This window comes from Anabaena sp. UHCC 0399, from assembly GCF_034931465.1.
In the GTDB taxonomy this organism is placed as follows: Bacteria; Cyanobacteriota; Cyanobacteriia; order Cyanobacteriales; family Nostocaceae; genus Trichormus; species Trichormus minutissimus.
Window position 1 is genome coordinate 81366 of record NZ_JAYGGZ010000016.1, and the last position, 25996, is coordinate 107361.

A 25996-nucleotide genomic window follows, 5' to 3' on the forward strand; every position below is an offset into this window, starting at 1 on the left:
GGGGAATGGTAAGAAAGAAATTCATGAATTTTTGTTTGCTGGTTGTGTTAACTATATTTATATGTGTTCTAATGCGTCCAGTTTTCGCAAATAGTTCCCAAAATATAATAAATCAGGATTCACAATCAAAAGTTGTCGAAAGCCAACAATTATATGCAAGTGGTAAATTTGCTGAAGCGGTGAAAGCTTTACAGCAAGAAGTCCAAGCATATCAACAGCAAGGAGATATTTTAAAACAAGCTGTAGCTTTGAGTAATTTATCCCTTGCTTATCAACAACTTGGTGATTGGCAACAGGCGCAATTAACTATTACTAAAAGCTTAGATTTACAAGGCACAAGTAATAAAAATTTAGCAGTCTTTGCCCAAACTCTAGATATTCAAGGACGCTTACAACTCTTGACAGGAAAGCCAGAAGCATCTCTTATTACTTGGAAACAAACTGAAGATATTTATACCAAGCTAGAAGATAAAAACGGTATTGCTTTGGCACTAGTTTATCAAGCTCAAGCATTACGCACTCAAGGTTTTAATAAGCAAGCTATTGAAAAACTAGAACAGGTAAATCAGACTTTAGAGCCTCAAGGTGATTCTTTGGCTAAAGCCGCAGTTTTGCTTTCCCTCGGTGATACTTTAGAAAATGTGGGAGAGTTAGAAAAATCTCGCCTGGCTTTAGAACAAAGTTTAGCAATTTATCAAAGGCTAAAATCACCTGAAAATATGGCTTTAAGTTTGCTCAGTTTAGGAAATAACGCTCGGATTCAACAAAAAAATACCCAGGCGATTGCATTCTATCAACAAACATTTGAAATATCACCTTCACCCCTTACAAAAGTTAAAGCAAAACTCAATCATCTCAATTTGCTAGTTGAAGAAAAACAACTCACCGCAACACAAACGTTAATTCCAGAAATTCAATCTCTGCTAGTACAACTCCCACCTTCGCGCTCATCAATTTACGCCCGTATTAACTTTGCTCACAGTTTGGGTAGTTTAAATACTCCCAAATCCCAAATCGCTCAACTCTTGGCTACGGCTGTACAACAAGCCAGGAATCTGAACGATATCCGCGCCGAAGCTTATGCTTTAGGTAATCTGGGTAGTTTGTATGAGAAAACGCAACAATTTGCTGAGGCTATTAGCCTGACACAAAAGGCTTTGATTTTAGCGCAAACCAGCAACGCGCCGGAAATCGCTTATCTTTGGCAATGGCAGATGGGTAGACTATTAAAAGCCCAAGGTAATTTTACCGGAGCGATCGCAGCTTACGACGCAACTATAGAAACATTGGAGTCGCTGCGTACTGATTTAGTAGCAGTTAATCAAGATATCCAGTTTAATTTCCGAGACAATGTAGAGCCAGTTTATCGTGAGTCGGTGGCGTTACTATTGCAAAATTCTGGCGAAAGCCCCGATCTTAAAACCTTAGATAAAGCTAGAACCCGCATAGAAGCGTTACAGTTAGCAGAACTGGATAACTTTTTTAGAGAAGCTTGTTTACAAGGGCAGAGGGTACTGTTAGATCAAGTAGTAGACAAAGAAAATCCCAACACTGCCATACTCTATCCAATTATTCTGCCAGAACAACTGCAAGTAATTGTGAAAATACCGCAGCAACCACTGCGTCACTATACAGTTAACAAATCTCAGGTTGCAGTAGAACGCACCTTAGCAGAACTACGGGAATATATTTTAGAACCGGATAGAACTGCGGAAGTACAAACCCTTTCCCAAGAAGTCTATAACTGGTTAATTAAACCTATAGAATCTGATTTAACCACCAGTCAAGTTAATACCCTGGTATTCGTACTAGACGGAGCATTAAAAAATATCCCCCTAACTGCGCTTTACGACGGTGAGAAATATTTAGTAGAAAAATACGCTGTTGCTCTCAGTTTAGGACTTCAGCTATTAACTCCCAAAGCTCTGGCTGAAAAACCTGTGAGTGTACTGGCTGCGGGTTTAGTGCAACCACCGCCGGAATATTCCTCATTCCCACCCTTACCAGGAATCAAGTTAGAATTTGACCTCATTGCTCAAACAGGAGCATCTACCAAAAAACTACTAGATAAAGACTTTACCAGCAGCACTCTAGAAAAAAATGTCAATACTGTGCCGTTTAATGTCTTACATTTGGCGACTCACGGACAATTTAGTTCTCGCCCGGAAGATACTTTTATTCTAGCCAATGATGGTTCTATCAATGTTTTACAGTTCGATAACTTACTCCGCTCTCAGAGTAACACTAATACACAAATCATAGAATTATTAGTTTTGAGTGCCTGTCAGACTGCCACCGGTGACAATCGTGCTACATTAGGCTTGGCAGGTGCAGCTATAAAAGCAGGCGCACGTAGCACAGTCGCTTCACTGTGGCACATCGATGATCAATCTACTGCCATCTTAATTGGTGAATTTTACAATGAATTAGTCAATAGTAAAGTGACTAAAGCAGAAGCCTTGCGTCGCGCTCAAGTAAAATTATTAACAAAGTATCCTAATTATAGTCGCCCTGCTTATTGGGCTGCTTATGTATTAGTTGGTAATTGGTTATAAGCAACAACAAAAAATTAGGGTAGGAAATTTCCTACCCTAACTCTATTTATGCTTTTTCAATTAATGCAAACTACTAGGTCATCAAATTTGAATTGAGGGATAAGCAAGTTTGTCGTATTCGCGTAGCGTCCCGCAGAGAACGTAGAGAGGACTTTATTCCTTAGAAAAATCAGGACTAAAGTCTTTACTACGAACCTTAAACTTTCGCCAATTCTGGTGTAGGACGCTTACTGTTGCGAATATTAGTAATAGCCTCAGCATAATCTTTGGCGTTAAATACAGCAGAACCAGCCACGATCGCATTTGCGCCTGCTTCTAACACTTGCCAAGTATTATTAGCTTTAAGTCCACCGTCTACTTCAATCCAAGGGTCTAAACCGCGCTCATCACACATTTGACGCAGTTTACGAATTTTTGGCACTACCCCAGGAATAAAGCTTTGACCACCAAAACCGGGGTTAACGCTCATAATTAGTATGAGGTCGCACAGTTCCAGAACATATTCAATCAGTTCTAAAGGAGTACCAGGGTTAAGTACGACCCCAGCTTGCTTACCGAGTTCTTTGATTTGTCCGAGAGTGCGGTGTAGATGTGGGGAAGCATTATGCTCGCAATGTACAGAAATAATATCAGCACCCGCTTTAGCAAAGCCTTCTACATACTTTTCGGGTTCAACAATCATCAAGTGGACATCCAGAGGCTTATTTGTAACCGGACGAATCGCCTCCACTACCAGAGGGCCTATCGTAATATTAGGTACAAATCGACCGTCCATTACATCAACATGAATCCAATCAGCTCCAGCTGCATCTACAGCGCGAATCTCGTCACCTAAACGACTAAAGTCGGCTGATAGGATAGATGGAGAAATAACAATGGGTTTTTGAGATTGGTTTTGGGTCATGGCTAGTGGCTTCTTAAGCGTCCTCGTCTGTAAGTATTGTAACAAAATAGGTAACAAAATATTGAGGATTTTTAGGATTGGGGATAGGGAATAGGGGACAGGTGACAGGGGACAGGGGATAGGGAAGAATACAAGATAGACAAATTAATGACTAATAACTATTGACTATTAACTATGAATAAAAAATTAAGCTGGATAATTTGGGGTTTAGGTGCTTCTTGTTTGAGTTTGCCGGTGTTGGCTTCGGCTTTACCAAGTTCTTTAGGAACTAATGGTATTGATGTTTTGAAGCTACATCAACCTCCTTATAATTTGCTGGGGCGGAAAATTGCGATCGGTCAGGTGGAAATTGGTCGTCCGGGTATGTTTGGCTGGGATAAGGCGGTGTCTAAAAATCGCTCTTTATCCTTGGCGGGGGTTTTTTTACGCAATGCGCCAGCTAAGTCTAATAACAGCGTTGACCCCCATGCTTATAATGTAGCTGGGGTTATGGTCAGTCGAGATAAAGGTTTACCTGGAGTTGCGCCGCAAGCGAGACTCTATTCTTCTGCTGTCGGTTCTACAAGAAATACGGGTCAACCGGAAGAGTGTTTATCAGCTCAACATATAGCTTTGCAAAATACTGGTGATGTTCGTGCCATTAACTTTAGCTTTGGTGAACCTCTCAACCGCGACCCCCGACCAGATGCTACTTTAGATGGCAAAGCTTTGTTAACGTTATGTGTTGACTGGTCTAGTCGTGTTCATGATGTTTTGTACGCGATCGCAGGCAATCAGGGTAAAGGTGGTATTCCCATCCCTACAGACAATTTTAACGGATTAAACGTGGCTTTTTCATCCCGTCGTGGGGGTATTTTTAATAAAGTCGATGTTTCTAATCTGGCGGGTTTGAATCAAGGGGTTAGTGGTCGATTGGCTGGTAAGGAATTTAATTTAGATGGGCGACGCTCTATAGGTATAGTTGCACCAGGTAGTAATATTCCTTTGCTGAATCCCGATGGCAAATTAAATAAGGTTACAGGTACAAGCTTTGCTGCACCTCATGTCACCGCTACTGTGGCTTTACTCCAAGAATTTGGCGACAGACAACTACGCACCAAACAACCAAATTGGAGTGTTGATAGTCGCCGTCATCAAGTGATGAAAGCTGTGTTACTTAATTCCGCAGAGAAAATCCAAGATCAGGGTGATGGTTTACTGTTGGGGATGACGCGGACGCTGATTGATAAACAAAACCAAGATTGGCTAGGTTCTGATGCTTATAAAAACCCAAAAATTCCTTTGGATTCTCAAATGGGAACGGGTCATTTAAATGTTTTTCGCGCTTATCAGCAATTTAGTGCCGGTCAATGGCTACCGACTGCTGCTATCCCGGCTGTTGGGTGGGATTATCGACAAGTAGATGCTAGTAAATCTGTTGACTATACCTTAGCAAAACCCTTAAAGCAGGGAAGTTTTGTCTCTATTACTTTGAGTTGGGATCGTTTGGTGGAACTCAAGGATACTAACAAAAACCAAATGTATGATTTAGGAGAGAAATTTAGCGATCGCAGTTTGAATAATTTAGACCTCTATCTCGTCAAAGCAGATAATAAAAATCCCGATGCTGGCACAATTTGTTCTTCAATGAGTGACGTTGATAGTGTAGAACACATTTTTTGCCCCGTTCCTGCTACTGGTAACTACAAAATCCGTGTGCAGTTCCGTCAGCAAGTCAACGAACCAATTCAAGCCTATAGTTTGGCATGGTGGACTGTTTCTAGTAAATGAATAATGAATTAGTGGATATTCTTTAATTATTTTTTTTGATTTATGTAAATCCCCTCCTCGTAAACCTACGGTGTACACACATCTTTGTGCTGGATGCAAAATGTAGTATTGTCCCCCTAAATCCCCTTTTTAAGGGGGATTTAGGGGGATCAAAACGATGTGGAATAAGGTTATTAAACTTATGTGTACACCGTAGCCTCGTAAGTTGGGAGGTGATTGGGGCTAGATTTCTTGTATCTTAATCGAAATAAAAACACTATAATATTTCTCTATTTATGTAATCTCTTTAATGCAATATTGTAGTATCTCTTGTTGTGCTTCTGTTAAATCAATTTTAAGATAATTACAGAGATGAATAAGATTAGATATTCCATATTCAGATAAGCCCTGCCGAAAAGTTTGCACTTCCTCTATGATGCCCTGAATGTGTCTTTTGAGAGCTATTCTTGACGGAAAATGATTACAAAATTGGTCTGCGATGTCTATTAAATTTACTGAATAGTGGTTTTGTATGACGCAATATTTTGTGTTTTCCGCAGATAGTAGATATTTATTAAACAGTAGAAATTCTTTATTTATCAGTTCAATTAAAATCTGCGCTTTCAGCCGCTCTACTACATACTCCATCACAGTATGCTTTTGGATATAACCTTGAGCTTGTTTCTCAATTAATGAACGCCAAATCAATCTCTCCATAGCGTTCAAAATTTGGTATTTAGGAACAGTCAGGCAAATGCTTTTAGCTAAGGTATCAATATTTGTTACTTGCTGATTAATAGCTATACAGTACATAATATACCATTCAAGCTCAGAAATATGATGTAAGTGCTGCTTGATTAATTGATTAATATTACTGAGTAATAAGGTATTTTGCTCTAGAAATTTGTCTATGTTGCCATCAAATAGCTCGATGATGGCATTAGCCACCATATTTATTTGTAAAGGGTTATGACTGTAGAGAAGACACAATTCCTGTTTTTGCTCATCTGAACCTAGCAGTTGCTTTGATTGCAGTAGGTGAAGAGCTACTTCTTGAGAGCCTTCCAACTTGAGGGAACGCATCTTTAAACCTGCTCCCTCTACTGTAAAAACTTCAGCCGGGTTTTCTCTAGATGTTAAAACCATACAGCTATTATGGTTTGTTTTGGCGATCGCTTGGATTAAATCACCATATATCTGATAATCTGAGCGATACTTTCCCATCAAATTCCCATCTAAGGCTATTTCTAGGTTGTCTAAAATTAATAGACATCGGGAAGTACGTAGATAATGAATTAGCAGATTAATGTCGGGTTTGGTTTCTTGCTGATTGGATAAAAATGATACTAATTCAGTTAAAAGGTCATTTCCTGGAGAAGTATGTTGTATTGACCTCCAAATGACATACTCAAATTGATCTTGAATTGATAATGCTAATTTAGTGGCTAAAGTCGTTTTCCCCACACCACCCATACCGGAGACTGTCACTAAGCGACAGCCATCTTCTAGAATCCATGAGGTTAGCGATGTTAGTTCTTGTGCGCGTCCATGAAATGAGGAAACATCAATTGCTGCACCCCAAGATGTGTTTTTTTTTGCAAATAAATATGTATTATTACTTAAAGCTTTTGATTGAGGATTAGGTATAGAGATTTCTCTCCAATCCAGATTTAATCTATGAGATAATTCTTCAAAATTTGCATGACTAATTGGTTTCCCGGTGAGGAATTTGCTAACTGTGGCTAGAGCTAGTCCTGTATCATTAGCCAAGCTTGTTTGGTTGGGGTAGCCATTACGTACCAGTGATACTTTGACTTGATCCATATAGTCATGGTGAACTTTCAATGACCTTGGCATTTTGCATGATGTTTCTTGGGGTTATCTATTGAGTTTACAATAGCGTTTAAGCAAATATATATGGATTGAATATTATCTCAAAAAATAATTTGATTTTTAGACTGACTAAATTACCTTTTTAAGAAGAATATTAAAAAATCATTAAAATTAGTCGAAAGTCATAATAAGTCAGTATTTTCTATAGCCGAAGTTAGTAAGTAGCCAAATATTATAAATTTTGGCGTAAGTGATTTTACTTAGCCGTACTTATATATACTCTTTTTTGCTGCATATCTCTCTTTTATATGACACTGATTCCCAAATTTGCTTTAGAGGATGTTTGAAAATTATCATTACTAACACCAAAATCTTAAAAACCTAACCCCTTGAGCCTTCCCGTCCCTACGAGGGAATGGGGTTTTCAAAGCCTCTCTCCGTTTCGGGGAGAGGTTTGGAGAGGGGTTTCTAGTATACTTTTCGACTTTTCAAACACGCTCTTAAAAAAGCGCACATTTTTTTGTGCTTAGTTATCGATGCGATTCGCCAATTAAGGAATAAAACCATGAAAAGCAAATTATTTTCTAACAATTTGATTAGTGAACTAGACTTGTCTGAGATTGATGGAATCTTGGATGTCACGCGAAGCAATGCCTATTCTTATCTCAGCAGCTTCCGCAATGATGCAGGGTATAGCCAGAAGTTGGAGACTGCGTTTGGTACTGGTTTTGATCAGGCAACAGCTAATTCATTATTTGATAGTTTTGCTCAAGGGGATTTTGGTGATATTCCAAGCATCGAGATTGTGAATAGTAGTGATATTAATGGTGCGAATGGTGCTTTCTCTATCACTACAGGTAAGATTTATTTAGCTGCTGAGTTTATTAGTCAAAATGCTCAGAATATTAATGCTGTTGTGTCGGTGTTGCTGGAGGAAATTGGGCATTCTATTGATGCACAAATTAATGTGGCTGATGCTGCTGGGGATGAGGGTGATATTTTTGCGCGGTTGGTGCAAGGGGAGAGTGTAACTGAGTCAGAGTTAGCGGTTTTGCGGGCTGAGGATGATACTACAACTGTGACGTTGGATGGTCAGATTGTTGAGATTGAGCAAAATACTGGTCTTCAAGGTAGCTATCAAGTTATTAATCGTGGGTTCAGTGGAGATTATCAAATTGATGCTCTAATTAACCCAAATTTAGGGCATGAAGGTGCATGGGCTGCTGGCACATCACCATCTCCTGGTACGCCCTTAACAATTACCTACAGTTTTTATAAACAACCAAATTTATACCCTTACACCGCCGCATCCAGTACAAATTTTGGGGAATTGAGCGATGCAGTAAAAAATCCAATAAGAGAGATATTAAACAAAATTCAGTCAAAAGTTAATATCAATTTTGTTGAAGTAGCAGAAAATAATGGAAATTATGGTCAACTTCGCTATATCTATGACTCTACTTCTGATACTAGGCGTGTTGTAGATTTTCCAACTCAGGACTCTTATTACTATGGCGATAGATTTGTTGAGGGGTATCAAGATAATAATAAAAATACTCATCAGCAAGGAGATATAATTCTTAATGGTGATAATAGTTCTCCTGATAATTTCGCTAAATTTATAATAGTACACGAAACATTGCACGCTTTGGGTCTTACGCATAGCTCCTACGACAAGTTTGAAAATAAACAAAGGATACAATACACAGGATATTTAAAAGGGGATTTACCAGACAATGAGGATAATCGTTGGCATACAGTGATGACTTATAACTGGTATGACGGTTCACCAGAAACCACTGAGCCAATGCCTTATGATCTCAAAGCATTAGGATATTTGTACAACTTAAGACAAACTGGGGACGAGTCACATTCCGAGAAGCTAGGAAGAAATACGAACGATATATATGTATTTGATACAGACACCCCACAAGGCTCAGACATAATAAACGAAACCACAATTGCCCTCAAGACCTATAAAAACACTTACGTTCAGGCTGATGGTGCTATTACTATGAATCATTACCCTACCAGTATTGGTACTTGGGAAGAGTTTCAAGTTATTAATCGGGGTTCTGGAAAAATTGCATTACAAACTCATCGTAATTTCTTTGTTCAAGCAGTTCGCGAAGGTGGGATTTTTCAAACTCCTAATCTTGATTATTGGGAAACATTTACAGTTAGAGATAGAGGTGCTGGAAAAATTGCACTACAGGCTCATAATCCTGATACAGGCTGGTATATTCGAGCTTTCCATGATGGAACTCTAAATCAAACTCCCTATGCTGATGAATGGGAAACATTTACTCCTGAGGTGCAAAATGACGATATTGATACATTGGATTTTTCAGCAACCACCACGAAAAGAATCAACGTAGACCTTAGTATTGCTGGACAACAGACAATTAATGAAAATCTTAAGTTGACTTTAGGGATTACTTTAGCTGGAGTATCTTATGTAGATATTGAAAATGCCATTGGTGGTAGTTTAGACGATACTTTAAAGGGGAATCACTTAAATAACCTTTTGAGAGGGAACAATGGTGTTGACACCTTATATGGGGGAGATGGCAATGACACCTTAGATGGTGGTGCTGGCAATGACATCCTGAATCCTGGTTATAGCCAATATTCCACTGATACAGTTAATGGAGGAGATGGTGATGACCTTCTCCAAGTTGATTATAGTAGTAAGACTAGTGCTAGTGTGGGTATCCATTTAGGGTCTAATAACACTAATGCAATTTATCATCGTGCTGGAAATATTGAGGATAATCTTGTATTAGTTAAGTTTTCCAATATTGAACGTTTTGAGATTACTGGCACACAATATGATGACGTTTTTGAGGGGCTTGGTGGTAATGATATATTCAATGGTGGTGCTGGCAATGACACACTAAATGGTGGTGCTGGCAATGACATACTAAATGGCGGTGCTGGCAATGACATACTAAATGGCGGTGCTGGCAATGACATACTAAATGGTGGTGCTGACAATGACACATATTTATTTGATACAGATACCCAACAAGGGTCAGACATAATTTCCATCACAATTGCCTTAAGAACCCACCATAATAGATTCGTTTCTGCCCGAAATGATTCGTTTTGGAATATAAATGGTCAACCTTCTGCAATAGGCGATTGGGAAAAATTCAGAGTTGAAGATGATGGTAATGGAAACATTGCTCTAAGAACCCACCATAATAGATTCGTTTCTGCCAATTTTTGGCCGTCTTGGAATATAGATGGTTTTGCTTCCACAATAGACAATTGGGAAAAATTCAGAGTTGTAGACGCTGGTAATGGAAAAATTGCTCTAAGAACCCACCATAATGGGTACATTTCTGCCCGAAATGATTCGTCTTGGAATATAAATGGTCAACCCTCTGCAATAGGCGATTGGGAAAAATTCACAGTCAGCCAGCAAGATACTAACGACACAGATACACTAGACTTCTCTGCAACTACCACCAAAAGGATCAATCTAGACCTCAGCCGTGCTGGACAACAGCAAATAAATGAGAATCTTTCTCTGACTTTAGGTTTTACTTTAGGTTCACAGACTTACACAAGCATAAAAAATGCCATTGGTGGTAGTTTAGATGACACATTAAAAGGAAATCACTTCAATAACACTCTTAATGGTGGTGCTGGTAAGGACACATTAGATGGTGGTGCTGGTGGTGACACACTAACCGGGGGAACTGAAGCAGATATTTTTGTCTACCGCAACTTAACTAATTCCCTTCTGAATAACTTTGATGTCATTACAGACTTCAATGCTAATGAAGACCAATTTCAAATTTCTACTGTATCTGGGTTCTACTTTTATGATGCGGGTTTTATTACAAAAGGCACTCTCGATGCGTCTTCAATTGATGGAGCATTAAATATAGGTAACTTCCCTTACGGATTTACACCCAATGCTGCTGCCCTATTTAGCCATAGCAGCGATCGCTACTTGGTTATTAATGATGGTACAGCAGGATTTCAAGCAGGTAGTGATGCCATCATTAAACTTGAAAATCTACAGGGAACCCTTCAAGCCAGTAATTTTATAGATCCTAATGGTACTGTTGCTCAAAATTCTGTACCAACGTTACCAGATTTTGGTGGTGGTTTCGATTTAGGTGGTGGTGGAGGTTTTGTTCTTTTACCATTATCTTTTAGTGGTGGTTTAGATACTAATGGTGGCAATGCTACATTCTCTACATTCAATATTCGTCCCCAATCTGTTACTTTTAATCCATCCAGTCAGCTGCTAAATGAAGTCACTGGTACATCAGGGCGTGATACATTAACCGGAACTTCTGGAAACGATCGCATCACCGGCTTACAAGGTGCAGATACACTAACTGGTGGTGAAGGGTATGACCAATTTGTCTTTACTAGTATCCGCGATCGCGGTGATACAATTACAGACTTTGAGATTAACAAAGATAGTATTGTCTTAACGGAACTGCTCAACAGCATAGTTCCAGGAGGCTACAACGGTACAAACGCAATAGCCGATGGCTATGTGAAATTTGTGCAGGGTACTAGCAACAACAACTTCACTGTGCAAATTGATGCTGATGGCTCCACAGGTAATGACATCTTCAGACATTTTCTCACCGTAAACCTGGCTAATACTGGCACTTTAGATAACCCCAGCAACTTTGTATTTTGACGTGAGTTCGACGGTTGGAAAAACCCCTCTCCAAACCTCTCCCCTGCAAGGAGAGAGGCTTTAAAACCTTTATTTTTCGTCGATATGTCATGATCTTTACTCCCCTCTCCGCGTCGGAGAGGGGTTGGGGGAGAGGTCAAAAAAGACTTGTCGAACTCACGTCATATTGGGGTTAAGTCTTCCCAACTAATAACGAATAAGACATTTACTCACCAAGCACTTTCACCAATTTCCAGGAGTTTTATTATGTTGAATACAACTTTTATGGCACGCAGACTTCATCAGGCTATGGTTGTTAGCTTCTTGAGTTTGAGCAGCTTCACCATTGCCTCCCCTACTTTTGCCGCCAGTCTTGATTTCAGCACTTGGGAAACATCAGGTGATGTTTCTCCAACTCTAACTGAAACTAAATTAACAAATGCCTTTGCTGATGGCAGTGATGATGCTGTCAACTACAATCTCTCAGGTAATGACCCAACCGATATTAACTCACTAGAAACTTTCCTAGCTATCAATCCAGGAAACCTTGGTAGTGATGCCACCGAAGGTTCTGCAATTAAAACCGCTTTAAATGTCCTAGCTGGGGATATTTTCAGCTTTGACTATTCCTTATTAACCTATGATACAGTGTCCAGCGATCGCGCCTTTGTCACCATTGGCAATTCAGTTTTCTCACTAAATGGAAGTACCCCTTTTAGCTATACATTTGCCACATCTGGCATCTACGACATTGGCATTGGTGTTATCGATGTGAATGATGTTGTTAACTCATCAATATTGTCATTAACAAATGCTTCCTTGACCAATTCTCAATCAGTCCCCGAACCTGTAACTACCTTTGCTTCTATTTTGGCTGGTGGCGTTGGTCTAATGTTAAAGAGAAAAGATAGCAAAAAAGCTTAACCACATTAGTAGCAAAAAAATGCGGATTGGGTGGACGCAAGAAAGCCCAATCCCATTATTCATGTTGGGTTTTGGGCGTTCTACTCCATAATGTAACAAAATGTAAATAAAGCAAAATCAGTCGATGCCTGCGGCGGGCGTAGCCATCGCATCATGCTAAGGGAACACCAAAAAATAAATTATCCGCAATTGATGGTTGGGTAGGGTGCGTCAGTATGAATAATTTCTGAGTATAGTTAGGTTCTATCGCACTGACGCACCCTACAGTTTGGATATTTTTTTATCTGGAAGTCCCTAAATCAAATCTCGGTGCGATCGCTTTCAGATGTTATGTTCTGATGGTTAGAGTCAAAACTCAAACAAAGCACTTTTTAAAATACGCGTAGACGTAGCCCACCGCAGGTATCGCTTCCTAATTTGTTTCATTTCAAATTCGTTTAATCACTTTACCTTGCATGACATAATCATTAGAAACAATAGGTTAAAATTCATGTAGGAGGTAAGCTATATGTTAAAAACAATTCAAGGAATTTATAAAAACGGCAAAATTGAATTAGCTGAAACACCACAGGGTATTACTGAAAGTTTAGTTTTCGTTACATTCCTAGAAACTAAACCCAGCCAATGGCCAGACATAATTATGCAACATTCTGGTGTAAAAGAAAGTATTATATTTGAATCATATCGAGATGAATTGTTACCGCCAAAGGAAATAGAACTTTAATTATGTATGGGTTATCTACTAGATACTTGCGTAATTAGTGATGTTGTCAAAGGAGAAGAAAACACCCTCAAGCGAATAAAATTAATCTCTCCTACTGAAATTTTTATTTCATCTCTAACAGTTATGGAAGTCAAATATGGATTAGCTATCAACCCACAACGCGCTGTTAAAATCCAACCAATTGTTGAAATATTATTAAGTTCAATTACAATTTTACCTTTTGATGCAAAAGAAGCAGAGCAAGCAGCCCACATCAGAAGCTTTCTTAAATTAGCAGGTTTACCTATTGGTGCTTATGATGTACTTATAGCAGCCACCGCAGTAATCAATAATCACATTGTGGTGACATCTAATGTCCGAGAATTTCAAAGAGTACCTAACTTGCAAATCGAAAATTGGCGTTCAGTGTAAATAGTTGACTCCTTAGAGGTTGTCTCTCAAGAAATGTAAATAGAGAAAAATCAGGCGATGCCTGCGGCGGGCGTAGCCATCGCACCATGCTATGACAAATCAGCGAAATAGAGTGAGATCGCTTCTTTGTGGAGTGACACAACTCAGTAGATGGGCGTAAATAAATATAATATGCTCTGTCATTGCGATCGCACCAGCGTCCCATAGGGAATCAATCACAAAGCCTTTCGGATTGCTACCCTTCGGCTATGGTGTACACACAAGTCTGATAAATCCCAGTCAAAACTTGCTTTATAGCCCTTAAATGTCATTCTGAGTGGAGCTTTGCAAAGGGTAAAGCCTGCGGCATCGTTTAGTAATTATCAATACAGTTTTTTATCTTAAAATGTATTCAAAACAGTTCTATTATTGATGATTACATTTACTAAACTCCTATAAAATTTGCCTGGAATTGTGAACTGAAAATTACCGTTACCAAAACTGTAACCGCCGAGTATTTAAATTGTTATTAATGCAAAATTAAATAGTGAACACAGCATTAACGTCAATATTTGGTAGACAGGTCATAAATTTCGGCACATGAGGTAGTAAAATGATTCGGCAAAAATTCAGTGGTGTGAAAGAAAGCTTCCTGCAAAGACGTTACGCTGTGAGCTTAGGAAGACGTTATGTTCTAGCCGCAGCTAGCGTGGTTTTATTTGGAGTTTTAGGTTGTTCTCAAGTAAATGATAGTACAAGTGCGCTAGCCCAATCCGATTTACCTCAAACAGAGGCATCAGTGCAAAAAAAAACAGTAATTCCCGATACAAAAATCATCTCTGCTAACAATAAGTTTGGCTTCAAATTATTTCAGGAAATCGGGAAACAAGAGAGTAGCACCAAGAATATTTTTGTGTCGCCTACCAGTATCGCGATCGCTCTGTCCATGACCTACAATGGTGCTAGCGGCTCTACTCAACAAGCAATGGCTAAGACTCTGGAGTTACAGGGTATCAATCTACCAGAACTTAACTCTGCTTACGCTTCACTCAACCAGCTGCTAGAAAATCCTGATCAAAATGTGCAACTGAAGATTGCTAACTCATTATGGGCGAATCAAAATGCTAGCCTGCGTCCTGATTTTATTCAGAGAACCCAAGATTTCTATAAAGCCAAAGTCACAACTGTAGACTTTCAGGATGCTGCTACACCTAATACCATTAACAGATGGGTAAAAGATAATACCAATGGCAAAATCGATAGCATTGTTAACAAAATAGAACCAAATCAAATGCTGTTTTTGGTGAATGCCATATATTTTAAAGGGCAATGGAGCGAGAAATTTGATCAAAGTCAAACTAAACCCCAACCCTTTTACATCTCATCAACTCAGCAAAAACCACACCCCATGATGTCCCAAACGGGTGATTATAAATACTACGAAACTGAACAATTCCAGGCTGTGAGTTTGCCTTATGGTCAGGATGGTAAAGTTAGTCTGTACATCTTTTTACCCAAGCAGAACTCTAACCTTAAAGCCTTCTCGCAAAACTTGAATGCTGAAAACTGGGACAAATGGATGTCTCAATTTAGCCAGCGTGAAGGATCAATTAAGTTACCTCGCTTTCAGACAGACTATGATATTACCCTCAACGATGCGCTCAAAGCTTTAGGCATGGGAGAGGCTTTTAGTCAACAGGCTAATTTTTCCGGTATCGGCAAAAATCTAGCTATCAGCCAGGTAAGACATAAAACTTTTGTAGAAGTCAACGAAGAAGGTACAGAAGCTAGTGCAGCCACTTCTGTCGGGATAGTTGCCACATCTTTCAAAGAGCCACAAGTACCATTCAAAATGATTGTTGACCGTCCCTTCTTCACTGCAATTCGCGACAATCAGACAGGGAGCATTTTATTTATGGGTGCGATCGTTGATCCAAAATAAATGATGTAGAGACGGGATTAATCGCGTCTCTACAAGAGTGTTGAGGGTGGAAATTAAGGTAAAGTTGGCTGTTCAGAAACGTTCAAAGCCTTTTTTGTCTCTGCTTTGGGATTCTCTCCTGGCGTGATTGATGTAGTTGTCTCTGTGTGACTTGTACTTTCGTCTGCTTCAGTAATGAAGCTAGTAGGACGCAAAGCAGTTAGAGCAGTCTTAATAATGACAGCCGTAGGTACAGCTACGATTACCCCTAAAAGTCCGCCAATTCTAGCTCCTGTTAACACAGAAATTAATATCCACACAGGATTTAACCCAGTAAAGCTGCCTAAAATCCGTGGTGCAATCAAGTTTTCCAGAATTTGCTGCACAATGACAGCTGCGATTAAAACTCTTACACCCATCGAGAAATCTTGCAACGCCACTAGGGAAGTAGTGAGGGCAATACCTACAGAACCACCAAACGGCACGAGAGCCATAATGCCAATAGTTAGGCCAAATAATAGACCAAAAGGCACTTTCAGCCACAAAAAGGTAGGAATCAGGGCTGAGGCCATACAAGTGGATAAAATTAGCTGGGTAATAAAGAAATTTTGAAAGCTCAGGCGTACTGTTTGGGAAAAAGGGTTACGAAATCTTGTTGGTAGCCATTCCACTAGACTTTCCCAGAGTTCGCCGCCGTGCTGTAAAAGATAGAAAGTTAAAACCATCGTCAAGAGAAAATCTAGCAGGCTGGTGACAGTCACCACAGCCAGATTTAACACTTGCCCCGCGATCGCCTGCAATTGTCCCTTGACGCGATCGTTAATTTGCACTACCAAAGCATCCAGGTTAAGAGGTAAGCCCATCACTTCGGCTTTTTCGTTCAACATCATTAACTGCGATCGCCCAGAATCAATTAATTCGGGAAGGCGAGCCACTAATTGTTGAGCTTGGGTAAGTGCCAAAGGAAACAAAGTTACACCTAAAGCCAAAAGCACCGATAGAGCCAATAAAAAGACTAAAATAGCTACTTGCTCTCGTTTTGCACCGTGATACTCCATCCAGCTAACGGGATAGTTGAGCAGAAATGCTAAAACGGAAGCTCCAACTAAAATAGCTATTAGGGAGTGGAAATAATTAAAAATTGCGGCAAATGCCCAACCATTGAGAACCAGCAATGGGGCGAAGATAGCGATCGCCCCAATTCTCGCTATTGGTGTTAGTGTCTGCCACCAGTTGAATAGCTTGCGTGTCTGCATCTTAAACCGATTGCGGGATAGAACTCAATAAAATTCTGAATCTATAGCTTATTATCTCTAACTACACCACTGTCATTCATCTCTCTAGTTTAGGATTTGACAAAATTATGAAAAATTCGGAATCGAGTGATCATTCTCTGTATCAAGAGAGTAAAGGCTGGGAAATGGGGAGTAGGGAAGATGTGACCCAATCCCTATTCTGTAAACAAGATGCGGAAAATAACAAAATCCAGTTGATTTTATATTTAATTCCCGCGATAGGTTTTTTTCCTTCCCTATGGACGATTTATCGTCGCCAAGGTAACCGGGAACAACTAGCTGTTTGTCGTCTGTCTATTACTCTGGCATTTACCTGGCTGTTAGGCTATGCCTTATTAGCCACCGGCGCAGCAACTTCCGATTTTTTAGCTCTACGTTTACTAATCCTCAATAGTTTTTGTACATCTGGTTATTTTCTGGTGAGTATCTGGCTGATTTTCAGAATTATTCAAGGTAAGTCTCACCGCTTACCAGGGTTAAGCCATTTGGCACAAAAATTGTTGGATTAGGTGACAGGGGACAGGGAAAACTAATTTATCTACAAGGGGCGTGAGCGAAAACCAGTCTGGCTTTAGACCTTTACATTTTTTATCAAAAGAAACAGTGTCTCTAGAGATATTTCTCACCATCAATCAAATAGAAAGCCCAAACTAAGTAAAACCACACAAATTTCAAAATTCCACACATATAAATAGTATCTAATTCCCAATCCCCAATCCCCAGTCCCTAGTCCCCAAGAGTTTTTCATGTTGAATTGTGAATTGACTTGTCCCCAATTTCCAGAAAATTTTCTGTCCACATCTAGTCAAACTCACTGAATTGTTGTCATACTTCAAGAAAATATGGAGAGATTTGCCACAACTAACAAAAAATCCTGCTATAAGTGTTGTGGTTGAAACTGTATTTATAGATCAGCATGGTTTATTAAAAGTTAGCTATTATGGGTTGATTTATCTGCATTAATTGTTAGTTGGCAAATTTACCTAATTTAATCAGTTAAGTGTGAGGCAGTCTGTGACCAGTCAAAGAACTTCGACCGAAGGAAACCAATCAGCAAAAACCCCTAAGTCCAGGGGGAAAAATGCCAAGTCTGGGCGTTGGCTATGGTTCTGGGTGGGGATGAGTGGTATTGCTATGGTATCGGCAACAGCAGGGGCGTTGTTGGCAGTGTCTTTAAGTGGTACACAGTTACAACAAGCAGAACTTAGTCCCCAAGAAGAAGCTGTCTTTGATGGCGATCGCATTGCTGGTAATGGGTTGCGTTTCTCAGAATTAACTCGTCCCGTAAATCTTCTTGTTATGGGCATGAGTGTACTACCGCCAGATGTCCGGAATCCTCCGGCTGAAACCCAAAATCTCCGACACTTACCGCAAATCAATTCCTTCGATGGTCTTGCGGATGTCATGCTTTTGGTTCAATTTCAACCAGAAAAGAAAAAAATAGCGATCCTGTCTATCCCCAGGGATACCCGCACCCAAATACAAGGGTATGGGACAAGAAAAATTAATGCTGCCAATATCGAAGGTGGGCCGGCTTTAACTGCTAAAACAGTTAGCAATGTTTTGGGAGGTGCAGGAATTGATCGCTACATCCGCATTAATGTTTTAGGGGTGGGTAAACTAATCGATGCTTTGGGTGGAGTCACAGTCTTCATCCCCAAAGATATGAAGTATCAAGATGATTCCCAACATCTATATATTAATTTAAAGGCAGGTAAACAGCATCTCAACGGCGATCAAGCACTACAATTACTTCGGTTTCGCCACGATGCACTGGGAGATATTGGCCGCATTCAACGCCAGCAAATGGTAATTCGCGCATTGATTGACCAGAGTCTCAACCCAGCTACAGTGACTCAATTACCAAAAATTCTCAACGTTGTCAAAGATAACATTGACACTAATTTAACCGTTGAAGAATTAGTGGCACTATTGGGCTTTGGAGTCCGCACCAATCGGGCTAATATGCAAATGTTTATGTTGCCTGGTCGCTTTAGCGAAAATGGTGAGTATGATGCTAGCTACTGGATACCGAGTAAAAGAGGTATTGCCAACCTGATGTCTCAGCACTTTGGCTTAGAATCATTCTCGGAACGCCAAATTACTAAGCCGGGCGCATTAAAGGTTGCAATACAAGATAGCACAGGCAGCGATCGCTCTCAACTCCGTCCTTTGATCAAAACTTTGGAAGAAGCTGGATATCGCAATATCTATATATATAAAGCTTGGTCTGAACCTTTGGAAGTGACTAATATTATTGCTCAACAGGGCGATGGCGATAGTGCAGAATCAATTCGCAATACTTTAGGTTTTGGAGAAGTCCGCGTAGAAAGTACCGGCAGTCTCGATTCCGATATTAGTATCCAGATAGGTAGAGATTGGTTGGAAAAAAAAGATTTGTTAGAGAATTCCAGTAATTTTTGATAAGTCAATCAATTTTGGATTTTGGATTTTGGATTAGTTTGAGTCAAAGCCCCGTCTTTTGTGAAGTAGGGGTGGGTTTACCCGAATGATCGTGAATAATTGAGGATATCTGTGAACCCGCTCCTACTAAAATCAAAAATTGGTTGACTTTGGCGTAGCGGTACTAGGATGTTGACGCTCAAAGCAAAAGAGACGCGAAATTTCGCGTCTCTAAAAATTTTATTCCTATTACTTCTTACTCATTACTCATTTAAATGCGTGCTAAAACTGGTTGATTTTGTACTGCACTAACAGTGTTAGATTCAGCATCCGTGCAGTAAATTTCACAGGAATTATTCGGACTTTCAATGAGTTTTATCTTGTGTAGCTTTGCACCTAGGTTTTGTACAGGCGATCGCAGTAAATTACTAATATACAGAGCGATATTTTCAGCAGTTGGTACAACCTCTGCAAAGTAAGGAATATCTTTGTTTAAAAAGCTGTGGTCAAATGCTTCTAGCACATGATCATCTATCGCCTGATTCAAAGCACCTAAATCGGCAATCATCCCAGTACGCTGATCAATTTCACCTTTAACAGTTACTTCCAAGTGGTAGTTGTGTCCGTGTCCGTGGGGACGGGCGCATTTACCATAAATCTCAGCATTATCTTCATCACTGAGTTGAGGATGTGCTAGCCGATGGGCTGCACTAAAGTGAGTGCTAATAGTGAGGTAAGCTTCCATTCCGTTTCCTATGTAATCTGCCCAAAGTTCAGGATGTTCAAACAACTGTATGCGGACTAGTGGTAAATGGGGTGCTAGTCGCTGCCAAATTACCCGTGCGATATTCTCCGTCGTGGGCAAAGTTTGCTGAAATTCTGCCCAGACATCGTTGAGATAGGAAAAGTCCAATTGGCTGGTAACTTCGCTTTTAATTACGTGTTTCACGTCAGACAAGTTCAACACCATGCCATATTCATCTAGTTCTCCAGCCATAGAGACAAATAAGACATAGTTGTGTCCATGTCCGGGAAATTTAGAGCAAGCACCAAATTTCTCAATATTTTCGGCTGGACTCAATTCTGGCAACCAATAGCGATGGCTTGCCGAAAACTGAGCGCGGCGATTTACAATACATTGCATGAGTACACTGGGAGCAGAATTTAAAATTTCTTAACGTTTCTCTGTTCCCAGCATAAACTAATTCAGCCGTTTCGCGGAGTCAAAAGTTCATAGTCCATAGCCTCAAGAAACTAATGCTAACGATTGATCATTCAACAGATGCTTGCGCTTCACAATGCAATCTTGTGGCAATACGAAATAGTTCTTGACCTGTGTGTAGATAACGCTCATCATAGTTCAAGGGAAAGTAAGCCAATTCTTCTAGTCCATCTCCGACTTGACTAAGGCTGTAATAGAGATGAGCTGCGCTTCTAGCTAGACTGGGAGGATTAGGTAAGGAACGAAAAGTAATTTGGGCTTGTTTAAGGTCGGACTTACAGCGTTGTAAGTATTCCTGAAATTCGTCTAATAATTCATCATCAAAGGGATCGGCAGCTAGTTCTTCAATTTGCTCTTCTAGAGAATTGAGAATGCTGCATAATAAACGATTAACTGGTTGATATACTAGGCGCAGCCATTCCTCAACTTGCTCATCAGCGTCTTTTCCTGATTTGCGTTTGGTTTGGTAATGTTTTTGCGCTGATGCTGTACGCTGTAGGCGATCGCTATTTAATTTTAGATCCTCACCCCGCAGTTGCTGGTCATAATTGAGGCGACTTTGACTGTCACCTAATACTTCATACGCTGCGTTAATCCGGATAATTTGCTCATGGTTAGCTGTGTCCTGATTACTATCAGGATGAAATAATTTCACCAAGCGGCGGTAGGCTTGCTTAATCTCCGCTTGGCTAGCACTGAAACTCACTTTGAGAGTTTTGTAGTGGTTGGAATCTTGTTTAAAATCGACCATTCATTCACTTGATTGTTAGCTGACGCTAGTGGCTACCTTAGCTTCTAGGTCTTGGAATAACGGCGTACTCAAATATCTTTCGCCAAAACTGGGCTGAATCATCACGATTAAGCGTCCCGCGTTTTCTGGGCGTTGGGCAACACGAACAGCAGCGCATAAAGCTGCACCACTAGAAATTCCAGATAATAACCCTTCTTCTCTAGCTAAACGTCGGCTGTAAGCGATCGCTTCTTCATCACTGACTGTAATCACTTCATCAATTAAGTCTACCTTGAGTACCTGGGGAATAAACCCTGCCCCAATACCTTGGATTTTATGGGGGCCTGGTTTACCGCCTGATAAAACTGGGCTGTTGGTTGGTTCAACTGCGATCGCTTGAAAGCTGGGTTTACGGCTTTTCAGCACTTCCGCTACACCTGTGATCGTACCACCTGTACCTACCCCTGCCACAATCATATCTACTTGTCCATCGGTGTCTTGCCAAATTTCTTCGGCGGTAGTTTCTCGATGTATTTTCACGTTAGCTGGGTTGCGGAACTGTTGCAACATATAAGCATGGGGCGTAGTATTAACTATCTCCTGGGCGCGGCGAATTGCCCCACTCATTCCTTCCATCCCTGGGGTGAGTTCCAATTCCGCACCGAAAGCCCGCAACATTGCCCGCCGTTCACCACTCATAGTTTCCGGCATGGTTAAGATTAATCGATAACCCTTAGCAGCAGCTGCCATTGCTAGAGCAATACCTGTATTTCCCGATGTGGGTTCTACCAATACTGTCTTTCCAGGAGCAATTAACCTTTCCTCTTCGGCATCATTAATCATACTCACGCCAATTCTGTCTTTTACCGATGATGAGGGGTTCATACTTTCCAGTTTGACTAAAATTTGCGCCACACATCCCTCAGCTTGGGGAATACGATTTAGCTGCACTAAAGGCGTCCGACCAATCAATTCTGTAATGTTATTAGCAATCTGCATACTCTTTCCTTATCCATTATTTATTAATCATTTATCCATAATCTCAGTATTCATAGTCTAGAGTCTACAGCTTTCTCTTTGATTGACTCATGACCAATGACTATGGACTAAATGTAGTACATAATATCCAACTGCCGCCGAGAATCTCTTGTTTCGCACAGATCCTGAAGGGAGTAGTTCTTTAACACAGAGTTAGCCGCTTGACAAGCTTCTTGCCAAATTTCTTCTATGACTGCATTGTCTAAAGTTTTAGAGTTGCCGTTATTTTCACTAGTCCTCACATCTAACCCTTCCAAACATTCTAATATTTCAAAGAGGGTGATTTTGCGAGGTTCTCTCGCTAAAAAATAGCCCCCTTTTGACCCACGTTGGCTTTTGAGTATGCCTCCACGCCTTAAGGTTGCCAATAACTGCTCCAAATAGCGATCGGGTATTTTTTGCTGGGCGGCGATTTGTCGAATTTGCATTGGTTCGCCGCTTTCGTAATGAGTTGCCATCTCTAATAAGGCAAGAATTGCGTATTCTGATTTACACGATAGTTCCACAAGCAAAATAGTAAGTGATGAATGAAATTATGAGAAAGTTAAGGCTGATCCCTCAACTTTCTTTAGTATACTCCGGTTCAACACTAGGGTTTCTGCCTTATGGTAATTAGTAATTAATGCTGAGTTGCTGTTAAAGATAGTAAGTGCAGATAACGTTAACTCAGTCAAATAAAAAACCCCGCTTCGTAGCGGGGATAAATTCAGTTTAAAGCGTTTAAGATTTGGAACAATCTAGAAGGTGAAAGTAGTTCTTAGAGTACCAATAATCGCATCATCATTATTGCCATTTTGATTAACATTGGTCAACCAGATGACACCAGGAGTGATAGAGATATTATCAGAAACACGGTACTTATAGAAACCTTCAACTTGGTAAGGTACTTCGTTAGTACCAGGATTTAGTCTGCCTAGTGAATAGGGTTGCGCGCCAGCGAAAATACCCAGAACGTTACCTTGCTTACCAAAGTCAGGTAACGCTACACCAACACCGTAGCTCCAAACTTCTTTGTCGTTATTTGCACCAGAGGCTGTGACATCAGTATAAGAAACGAAGCCGCTTACTGACAATTTATCACTAGGTCTGAAGGCTGCAGATAAACCATAGGAGTTGCTGGAAGCTGGGTCATTCAAAGTGTTAGCTTGTGGAGTCCCTACTAAAGCCAGGTTGTCTTCATTTGCGAAGAGCTGACTTCCTGCACCGGTGTAACCATGAACGTAGGTGGCAGCTAAAGCTATGCGATCGCCTACACTAAAGTTCAACTGACCTAATGCAGCATAGTTACCGTTGAAGATACCTGAACCAGTACCAGGATTGTTAGGCTCAGAACCTAAATAACCTACAGTTAGAGAACTTGGTCTAAGGATACCGCCACCTCTACCAAAGGGCAGATTGACTGCTATACCAGCACCACCGCCAATCCGATAGATGGGGCTTTCAGAAGAGAAGCTAGATAACGCACCGTTACCACCATCTGTTTTGTCAAAGAAGTAGGGGTTGTTAACAGCAGCATAATGGCTGTGTCGTCCACCAGCAGCTGCCAAGTAGACTTGAGCTGGGCCTACGGGTGCTTCATAGGTCAGTCTGTCTATTTCAACATTGTTGCCAGCAGTGCTACCAACTTGGAATGTTTGTAAACCTTCGCCACCAGTAGTAGGCGTACCAGTGTTGTCTACAAATCTGTTGGCATTACCAGACGCTAAACGAGTAGTTAATAGGTCTCTACCTGTGAAGCTGGTGTTTAGGCTTAGGCGTACTCTGTTTTGGAAGACGGTGTTATTGGCATCGCCAATGTTATCACCAAACACATCGGTCACTGCAAAAATAGCTTCACCGGCTAGTTTGGTGGTGGTGGAGAATTGGTTGGCTTCCAATTCCGCAGTCCGTGCTTCTAAAGCGTCTACACGACCACGCAAGGTTGCTAGTTCAGCAGAAAATTCTTCTTGCAGGCGTTGTAGGGTAGCTAAATCTTCTTTTGTTACTAAGTCAGCTGTTGCTGTAGCAATCAGTTCGTTAACCCGATCTAAACAGGCGTTCAAACCTGCTGCAAATTCATAACGGGTTAAAGCTCTGTTACCACGATAAGTGCCGTTGGGATAACCAGCGATACAACCGTAACGCTCAACCAAGGACTGCAATGCTTGGAATGCCCAATCGGTTGGTTGTACGTCGGAAAACTGAGAAACTGATGTAACTTGAGACTGAGAATTGTTAGCTCTGCCTTCGTTACTATAGAGATTAACTTGGTTTATTACTTTTGTATCTTCAGATGTTGGGGCTGCCTGCGCCACAATTACTGGTTCTTGAGCGACTTCAGACAGCTTGGTTTCTGTTGTTGCTACTTCAGTTGTTGGTACTACAGTTGTTCGGACTTCTGTATTTGTACTGGGGGCTGCGATCGCTGTCGAAGAAACTAACAGGGTTGCTCCTAATACCGCAGGGCTAACCACTAGAGATTTCCACAATAAATTAGACATCTTTACTTTTCTCCTCACACCTTGTATAGATAATTGTTTTCGCTGCACTTACATTCTCAAAAACGGACATCTTATTGAAATCTGTCGATGAGGCATAGTTGCCACTACCACAATTTTAGTTTTTGCAAAGTTAATAACTGATTAACTTAAGCGAAAACATAGCTATATAGCTTATTATTATAGATTATTTCAGCTATATGGCAAGAGATAGGCGATCAGCTCATTAACTGTCACACTACATCACCCATATAAAAAAGAGAGAGTAAGGTTTTAAAAGTTCCCTACTCTCCGCAGATGTTTAGGTTGCCTGAGCCTTAAACTAGCTTGCATAATATCTTTTAATTAATCCGAGAAATTACTTCTGCCAAATCAAAATCGTTTTGGGTTAAGCCACCTGCATCATGAGTTGTTAATGTGATTTTCACTTTGTTATAAGATATTTCTATATCTGGATGATGTCCGGCTGATTCCGCAGGTTCTACCAGCTTATTGACAAATGCGATCGCTGCAACAAAGTCTTTAAATTTGCGGGTAGTTTGCAACTTAGAATCTGCCACAGTCCAACCTAAAAGGCTGCTAGCTTGTGTTTGAATTTCTGCTTCCGTTAGTAGTTGCGCCATCACAAAAACCCCTACTATTTATATCCTTGCTATATCTGCTTATGCAAGACATTCACCTACTGTAGGCGGAACGCCATCGCCACTCAAATCTCCGACGACAACTATCAATAACTCTTAGAATACCTATAAAAAACTATCCGCTCTGATGTTAGATCAGTTGATCTATATCAGAGCGGTGTAGCGGGTCTTCAGGTTGCAACCAGACTGCCGGAAGGAACTCCGTGCTTTAGCCTAGCTACTAGTAGCTTACTTAGTCTGACTAGCAGACTAAGGCTAACTTTTAGAGAACAGCCCCGGCACACAGCCGGCTAACTGCAACCTGATGACCCATGGGTTTACTACTTTCTATCATGGGCATCACCTCCTTATTGCCTAATCGGTCTAATTCTCAAAAAAGCAGAGAGTAAATCTCTGGGCGTTAACCTTCGATTACTATAGCATATCAATTCAGAGTCGCTCACCATTGATCAAAAAAACCTCCGCATTTTAGCGGAGGTTATGAAAATTCAAACAAAAGATGTATGTTAATTCACCAGGATTAGAGTGCGTTACCGCGA

General features: G+C 40.5%; 18 protein-coding genes. 9 read left to right on the plus strand and 9 right to left on the minus strand.

Annotated elements, in window-relative coordinates:
• Nucleotides 1–5 precede the first annotated feature (5 nt).
• Nucleotides 6–2555: a CHAT domain-containing protein gene (locus VB693_RS11335; RefSeq protein ID WP_416233382.1), complete on the plus strand. Its 2550-nt coding sequence runs from the start codon at nucleotides 6–8 to the stop codon at nucleotides 2553–2555.
• A 196-nt stretch (nucleotides 2556–2751) separates the two neighbouring features.
• On the opposite strand, the gene rpe is transcribed toward VB693_RS11335, so the two are convergent.
• Complete coding sequence (gene rpe / locus VB693_RS11340; RefSeq protein ID WP_190706910.1) at nucleotides 2752–3459, minus strand: ribulose-phosphate 3-epimerase; 708 nt, start codon at nucleotides 3457–3459, stop codon at nucleotides 2752–2754.
• 174 nt (nucleotides 3460–3633) lie between these two features.
• Between rpe and VB693_RS11345 the strand changes: the two genes are divergently transcribed.
• Nucleotides 3634–5229 carry a S8 family serine peptidase gene (locus VB693_RS11345; protein ID WP_323266352.1) on the plus strand — a complete coding sequence of 532 codons (1596 nt, stop codon included), beginning with the start codon at nucleotides 3634–3636 and terminating at the stop codon, nucleotides 5227–5229.
• Between the two features lie 273 nt (nucleotides 5230–5502).
• On the opposite strand, the gene VB693_RS11350 is transcribed toward VB693_RS11345, so the two are convergent.
• The gene (locus VB693_RS11350) at nucleotides 5503–7065 is read right to left on the minus strand and encodes an NB-ARC domain-containing protein (protein WP_323266353.1); all 1563 of its coding nucleotides are present in this window, start codon (nucleotides 7063–7065) and stop codon (nucleotides 5503–5505) included.
• 541 nt (nucleotides 7066–7606) lie between these two features.
• On the opposite strand from VB693_RS11350, the gene VB693_RS11355 reads away from it, so the two are divergent.
• The 5 genes from VB693_RS11355 to VB693_RS11375 all read left to right on the plus strand — a co-directional run bounded on the left by VB693_RS11355 (nucleotide 7607) and on the right by VB693_RS11375 (nucleotide 15672).
• Nucleotides 7607–11713 carry a bluetail domain-containing putative surface protein gene (locus tag VB693_RS11355; protein ID WP_323266354.1) on the plus strand — a complete coding sequence of 1369 codons (4107 nt, stop codon included), beginning with the start codon at nucleotides 7607–7609 and terminating at the stop codon, nucleotides 11711–11713.
• A gap of 246 nt (nucleotides 11714–11959) precedes the next feature.
• Nucleotides 11960–12616, plus strand: coding sequence for a PEP-CTERM sorting domain-containing protein (locus VB693_RS11360; RefSeq protein WP_323266355.1), 657 nt, complete (start codon nucleotides 11960–11962; stop codon nucleotides 12614–12616).
• A gap of 508 nt (nucleotides 12617–13124) precedes the next feature.
• The gene (locus tag VB693_RS11365; RefSeq protein ID WP_323266356.1) at nucleotides 13125–13340 is read left to right on the plus strand and encodes a hypothetical protein; all 216 of its coding nucleotides are present in this window, start codon (nucleotides 13125–13127) and stop codon (nucleotides 13338–13340) included.
• A gap of 6 nt (nucleotides 13341–13346) precedes the next feature.
• Complete coding sequence (locus VB693_RS11370) at nucleotides 13347–13751, plus strand: type II toxin-antitoxin system VapC family toxin (RefSeq protein ID WP_323266357.1); 405 nt, start codon at nucleotides 13347–13349, stop codon at nucleotides 13749–13751.
• 592 nt (nucleotides 13752–14343) lie between these two features.
• On the plus strand, nucleotides 14344–15672 hold the full coding sequence (locus tag VB693_RS11375) for a serpin family protein (RefSeq protein ID WP_323266358.1): 1329 nt from the start codon (nucleotides 14344–14346) through the stop codon (nucleotides 15670–15672).
• 53 nt (nucleotides 15673–15725) lie between these two features.
• Here the strand turns inward: VB693_RS11375 and VB693_RS11380 are convergent, their stop codons facing one another.
• Nucleotides 15726–16907, minus strand: a complete 1182-nt coding sequence (locus tag VB693_RS11380; protein ID WP_323266359.1) for an AI-2E family transporter — start codon at nucleotides 16905–16907, stop codon at nucleotides 15726–15728.
• 164 nt (nucleotides 16908–17071) lie between these two features.
• Between VB693_RS11380 and VB693_RS11385 the strand changes: the two genes are divergently transcribed.
• Nucleotides 17072–17455, plus strand: a complete 384-nt coding sequence (locus VB693_RS11385) for a hypothetical protein (protein ID WP_323266369.1) — start codon at nucleotides 17072–17074, stop codon at nucleotides 17453–17455.
• Nucleotides 17456–17960: 505 nt separating this feature from the next.
• Complete coding sequence (locus VB693_RS11390) at nucleotides 17961–19370, plus strand: LCP family protein (RefSeq protein WP_323266360.1); 1410 nt, start codon at nucleotides 17961–17963, stop codon at nucleotides 19368–19370.
• A gap of 250 nt (nucleotides 19371–19620) precedes the next feature.
• On the opposite strand, the gene VB693_RS11395 is transcribed toward VB693_RS11390, so the two are convergent.
• From VB693_RS11395 to VB693_RS11420, 6 genes are all read right to left on the minus strand, one after another.
• A complete protein-coding gene (locus tag VB693_RS11395) occupies nucleotides 19621–20493 on the minus strand; it encodes a 6-carboxytetrahydropterin synthase (protein ID WP_190706931.1) in 873 nt (290 codons plus the stop codon).
• Nucleotides 20494–20620: 127 nt separating this feature from the next.
• Nucleotides 20621–21322 carry a J domain-containing protein gene (locus tag VB693_RS11400; protein ID WP_323266361.1) on the minus strand — a complete coding sequence of 234 codons (702 nt, stop codon included), beginning with the start codon at nucleotides 21320–21322 and terminating at the stop codon, nucleotides 20621–20623.
• 15 nt (nucleotides 21323–21337) lie between these two features.
• On the minus strand, nucleotides 21338–22300 hold the full coding sequence (cysK, locus tag VB693_RS11405; RefSeq protein ID WP_323266362.1) for a cysteine synthase A: 963 nt from the start codon (nucleotides 22298–22300) through the stop codon (nucleotides 21338–21340).
• Between the two features lie 107 nt (nucleotides 22301–22407).
• The gene (locus tag VB693_RS11410; protein ID WP_323266363.1) at nucleotides 22408–22845 is read right to left on the minus strand and encodes an Rrf2 family transcriptional regulator; all 438 of its coding nucleotides are present in this window, start codon (nucleotides 22843–22845) and stop codon (nucleotides 22408–22410) included.
• 231 nt (nucleotides 22846–23076) lie between these two features.
• On the minus strand, nucleotides 23077–24819 hold the full coding sequence (locus tag VB693_RS11415; protein WP_323266364.1) for an iron uptake porin: 1743 nt from the start codon (nucleotides 24817–24819) through the stop codon (nucleotides 23077–23079).
• A 338-nt stretch (nucleotides 24820–25157) separates the two neighbouring features.
• Nucleotides 25158–25439, minus strand: a complete 282-nt coding sequence (locus tag VB693_RS11420) for a 4a-hydroxytetrahydrobiopterin dehydratase (protein WP_323266365.1) — start codon at nucleotides 25437–25439, stop codon at nucleotides 25158–25160.
• Between the last annotated feature and the right edge of the window lie 557 nt (nucleotides 25440–25996).

Coding starts and splice junctions, on each gene's coding strand:
- VB693_RS11370 (WP_323266357.1), top strand. CDS start 13,347: ATGGGTTATCTACTAGATACTTGCGTAATTAGTGATGTTGTCAAAGGA.
- cysK (WP_323266362.1), bottom strand. CDS start 22,300: ATGCAGATTGCTAATAACATTACAGAATTGATTGGTCGGACGCCTTTA.
- VB693_RS11335 (WP_416233382.1), top strand. CDS start 6: ATGGTAAGAAAGAAATTCATGAATTTTTGTTTGCTGGTTGTGTTAACT.
- VB693_RS11345 (WP_323266352.1), top strand. CDS start 3,634: ATGAATAAAAAATTAAGCTGGATAATTTGGGGTTTAGGTGCTTCTTGT.
- VB693_RS11380 (WP_323266359.1), bottom strand. CDS start 16,907: ATGCAGACACGCAAGCTATTCAACTGGTGGCAGACACTAACACCAATA.
- VB693_RS11355 (WP_323266354.1), top strand. CDS start 7,607: ATGAAAAGCAAATTATTTTCTAACAATTTGATTAGTGAACTAGACTTG.
- VB693_RS11365 (WP_323266356.1), top strand. CDS start 13,125: ATGTTAAAAACAATTCAAGGAATTTATAAAAACGGCAAAATTGAATTA.
- VB693_RS11395 (WP_190706931.1), bottom strand. CDS start 20,493: ATGCAATGTATTGTAAATCGCCGCGCTCAGTTTTCGGCAAGCCATCGC.
- VB693_RS11360 (WP_323266355.1), top strand. CDS start 11,960: ATGTTGAATACAACTTTTATGGCACGCAGACTTCATCAGGCTATGGTT.
- VB693_RS11415 (WP_323266364.1), bottom strand. CDS start 24,819: ATGTCTAATTTATTGTGGAAATCTCTAGTGGTTAGCCCTGCGGTATTA.
- VB693_RS11375 (WP_323266358.1), top strand. CDS start 14,344: ATGATTCGGCAAAAATTCAGTGGTGTGAAAGAAAGCTTCCTGCAAAGA.
- rpe (WP_190706910.1), bottom strand. CDS start 3,459: ATGACCCAAAACCAATCTCAAAAACCCATTGTTATTTCTCCATCTATC.
- VB693_RS11350 (WP_323266353.1), bottom strand. CDS start 7,065: ATGCCAAGGTCATTGAAAGTTCACCATGACTATATGGATCAAGTCAAA.
- VB693_RS11400 (WP_323266361.1), bottom strand. CDS start 21,322: ATGGTCGATTTTAAACAAGATTCCAACCACTACAAAACTCTCAAAGTG.
- VB693_RS11385 (WP_323266369.1), top strand. CDS start 17,072: ATGGGGAGTAGGGAAGATGTGACCCAATCCCTATTCTGTAAACAAGAT.
- VB693_RS11420 (WP_323266365.1), bottom strand. CDS start 25,439: ATGGCGCAACTACTAACGGAAGCAGAAATTCAAACACAAGCTAGCAGC.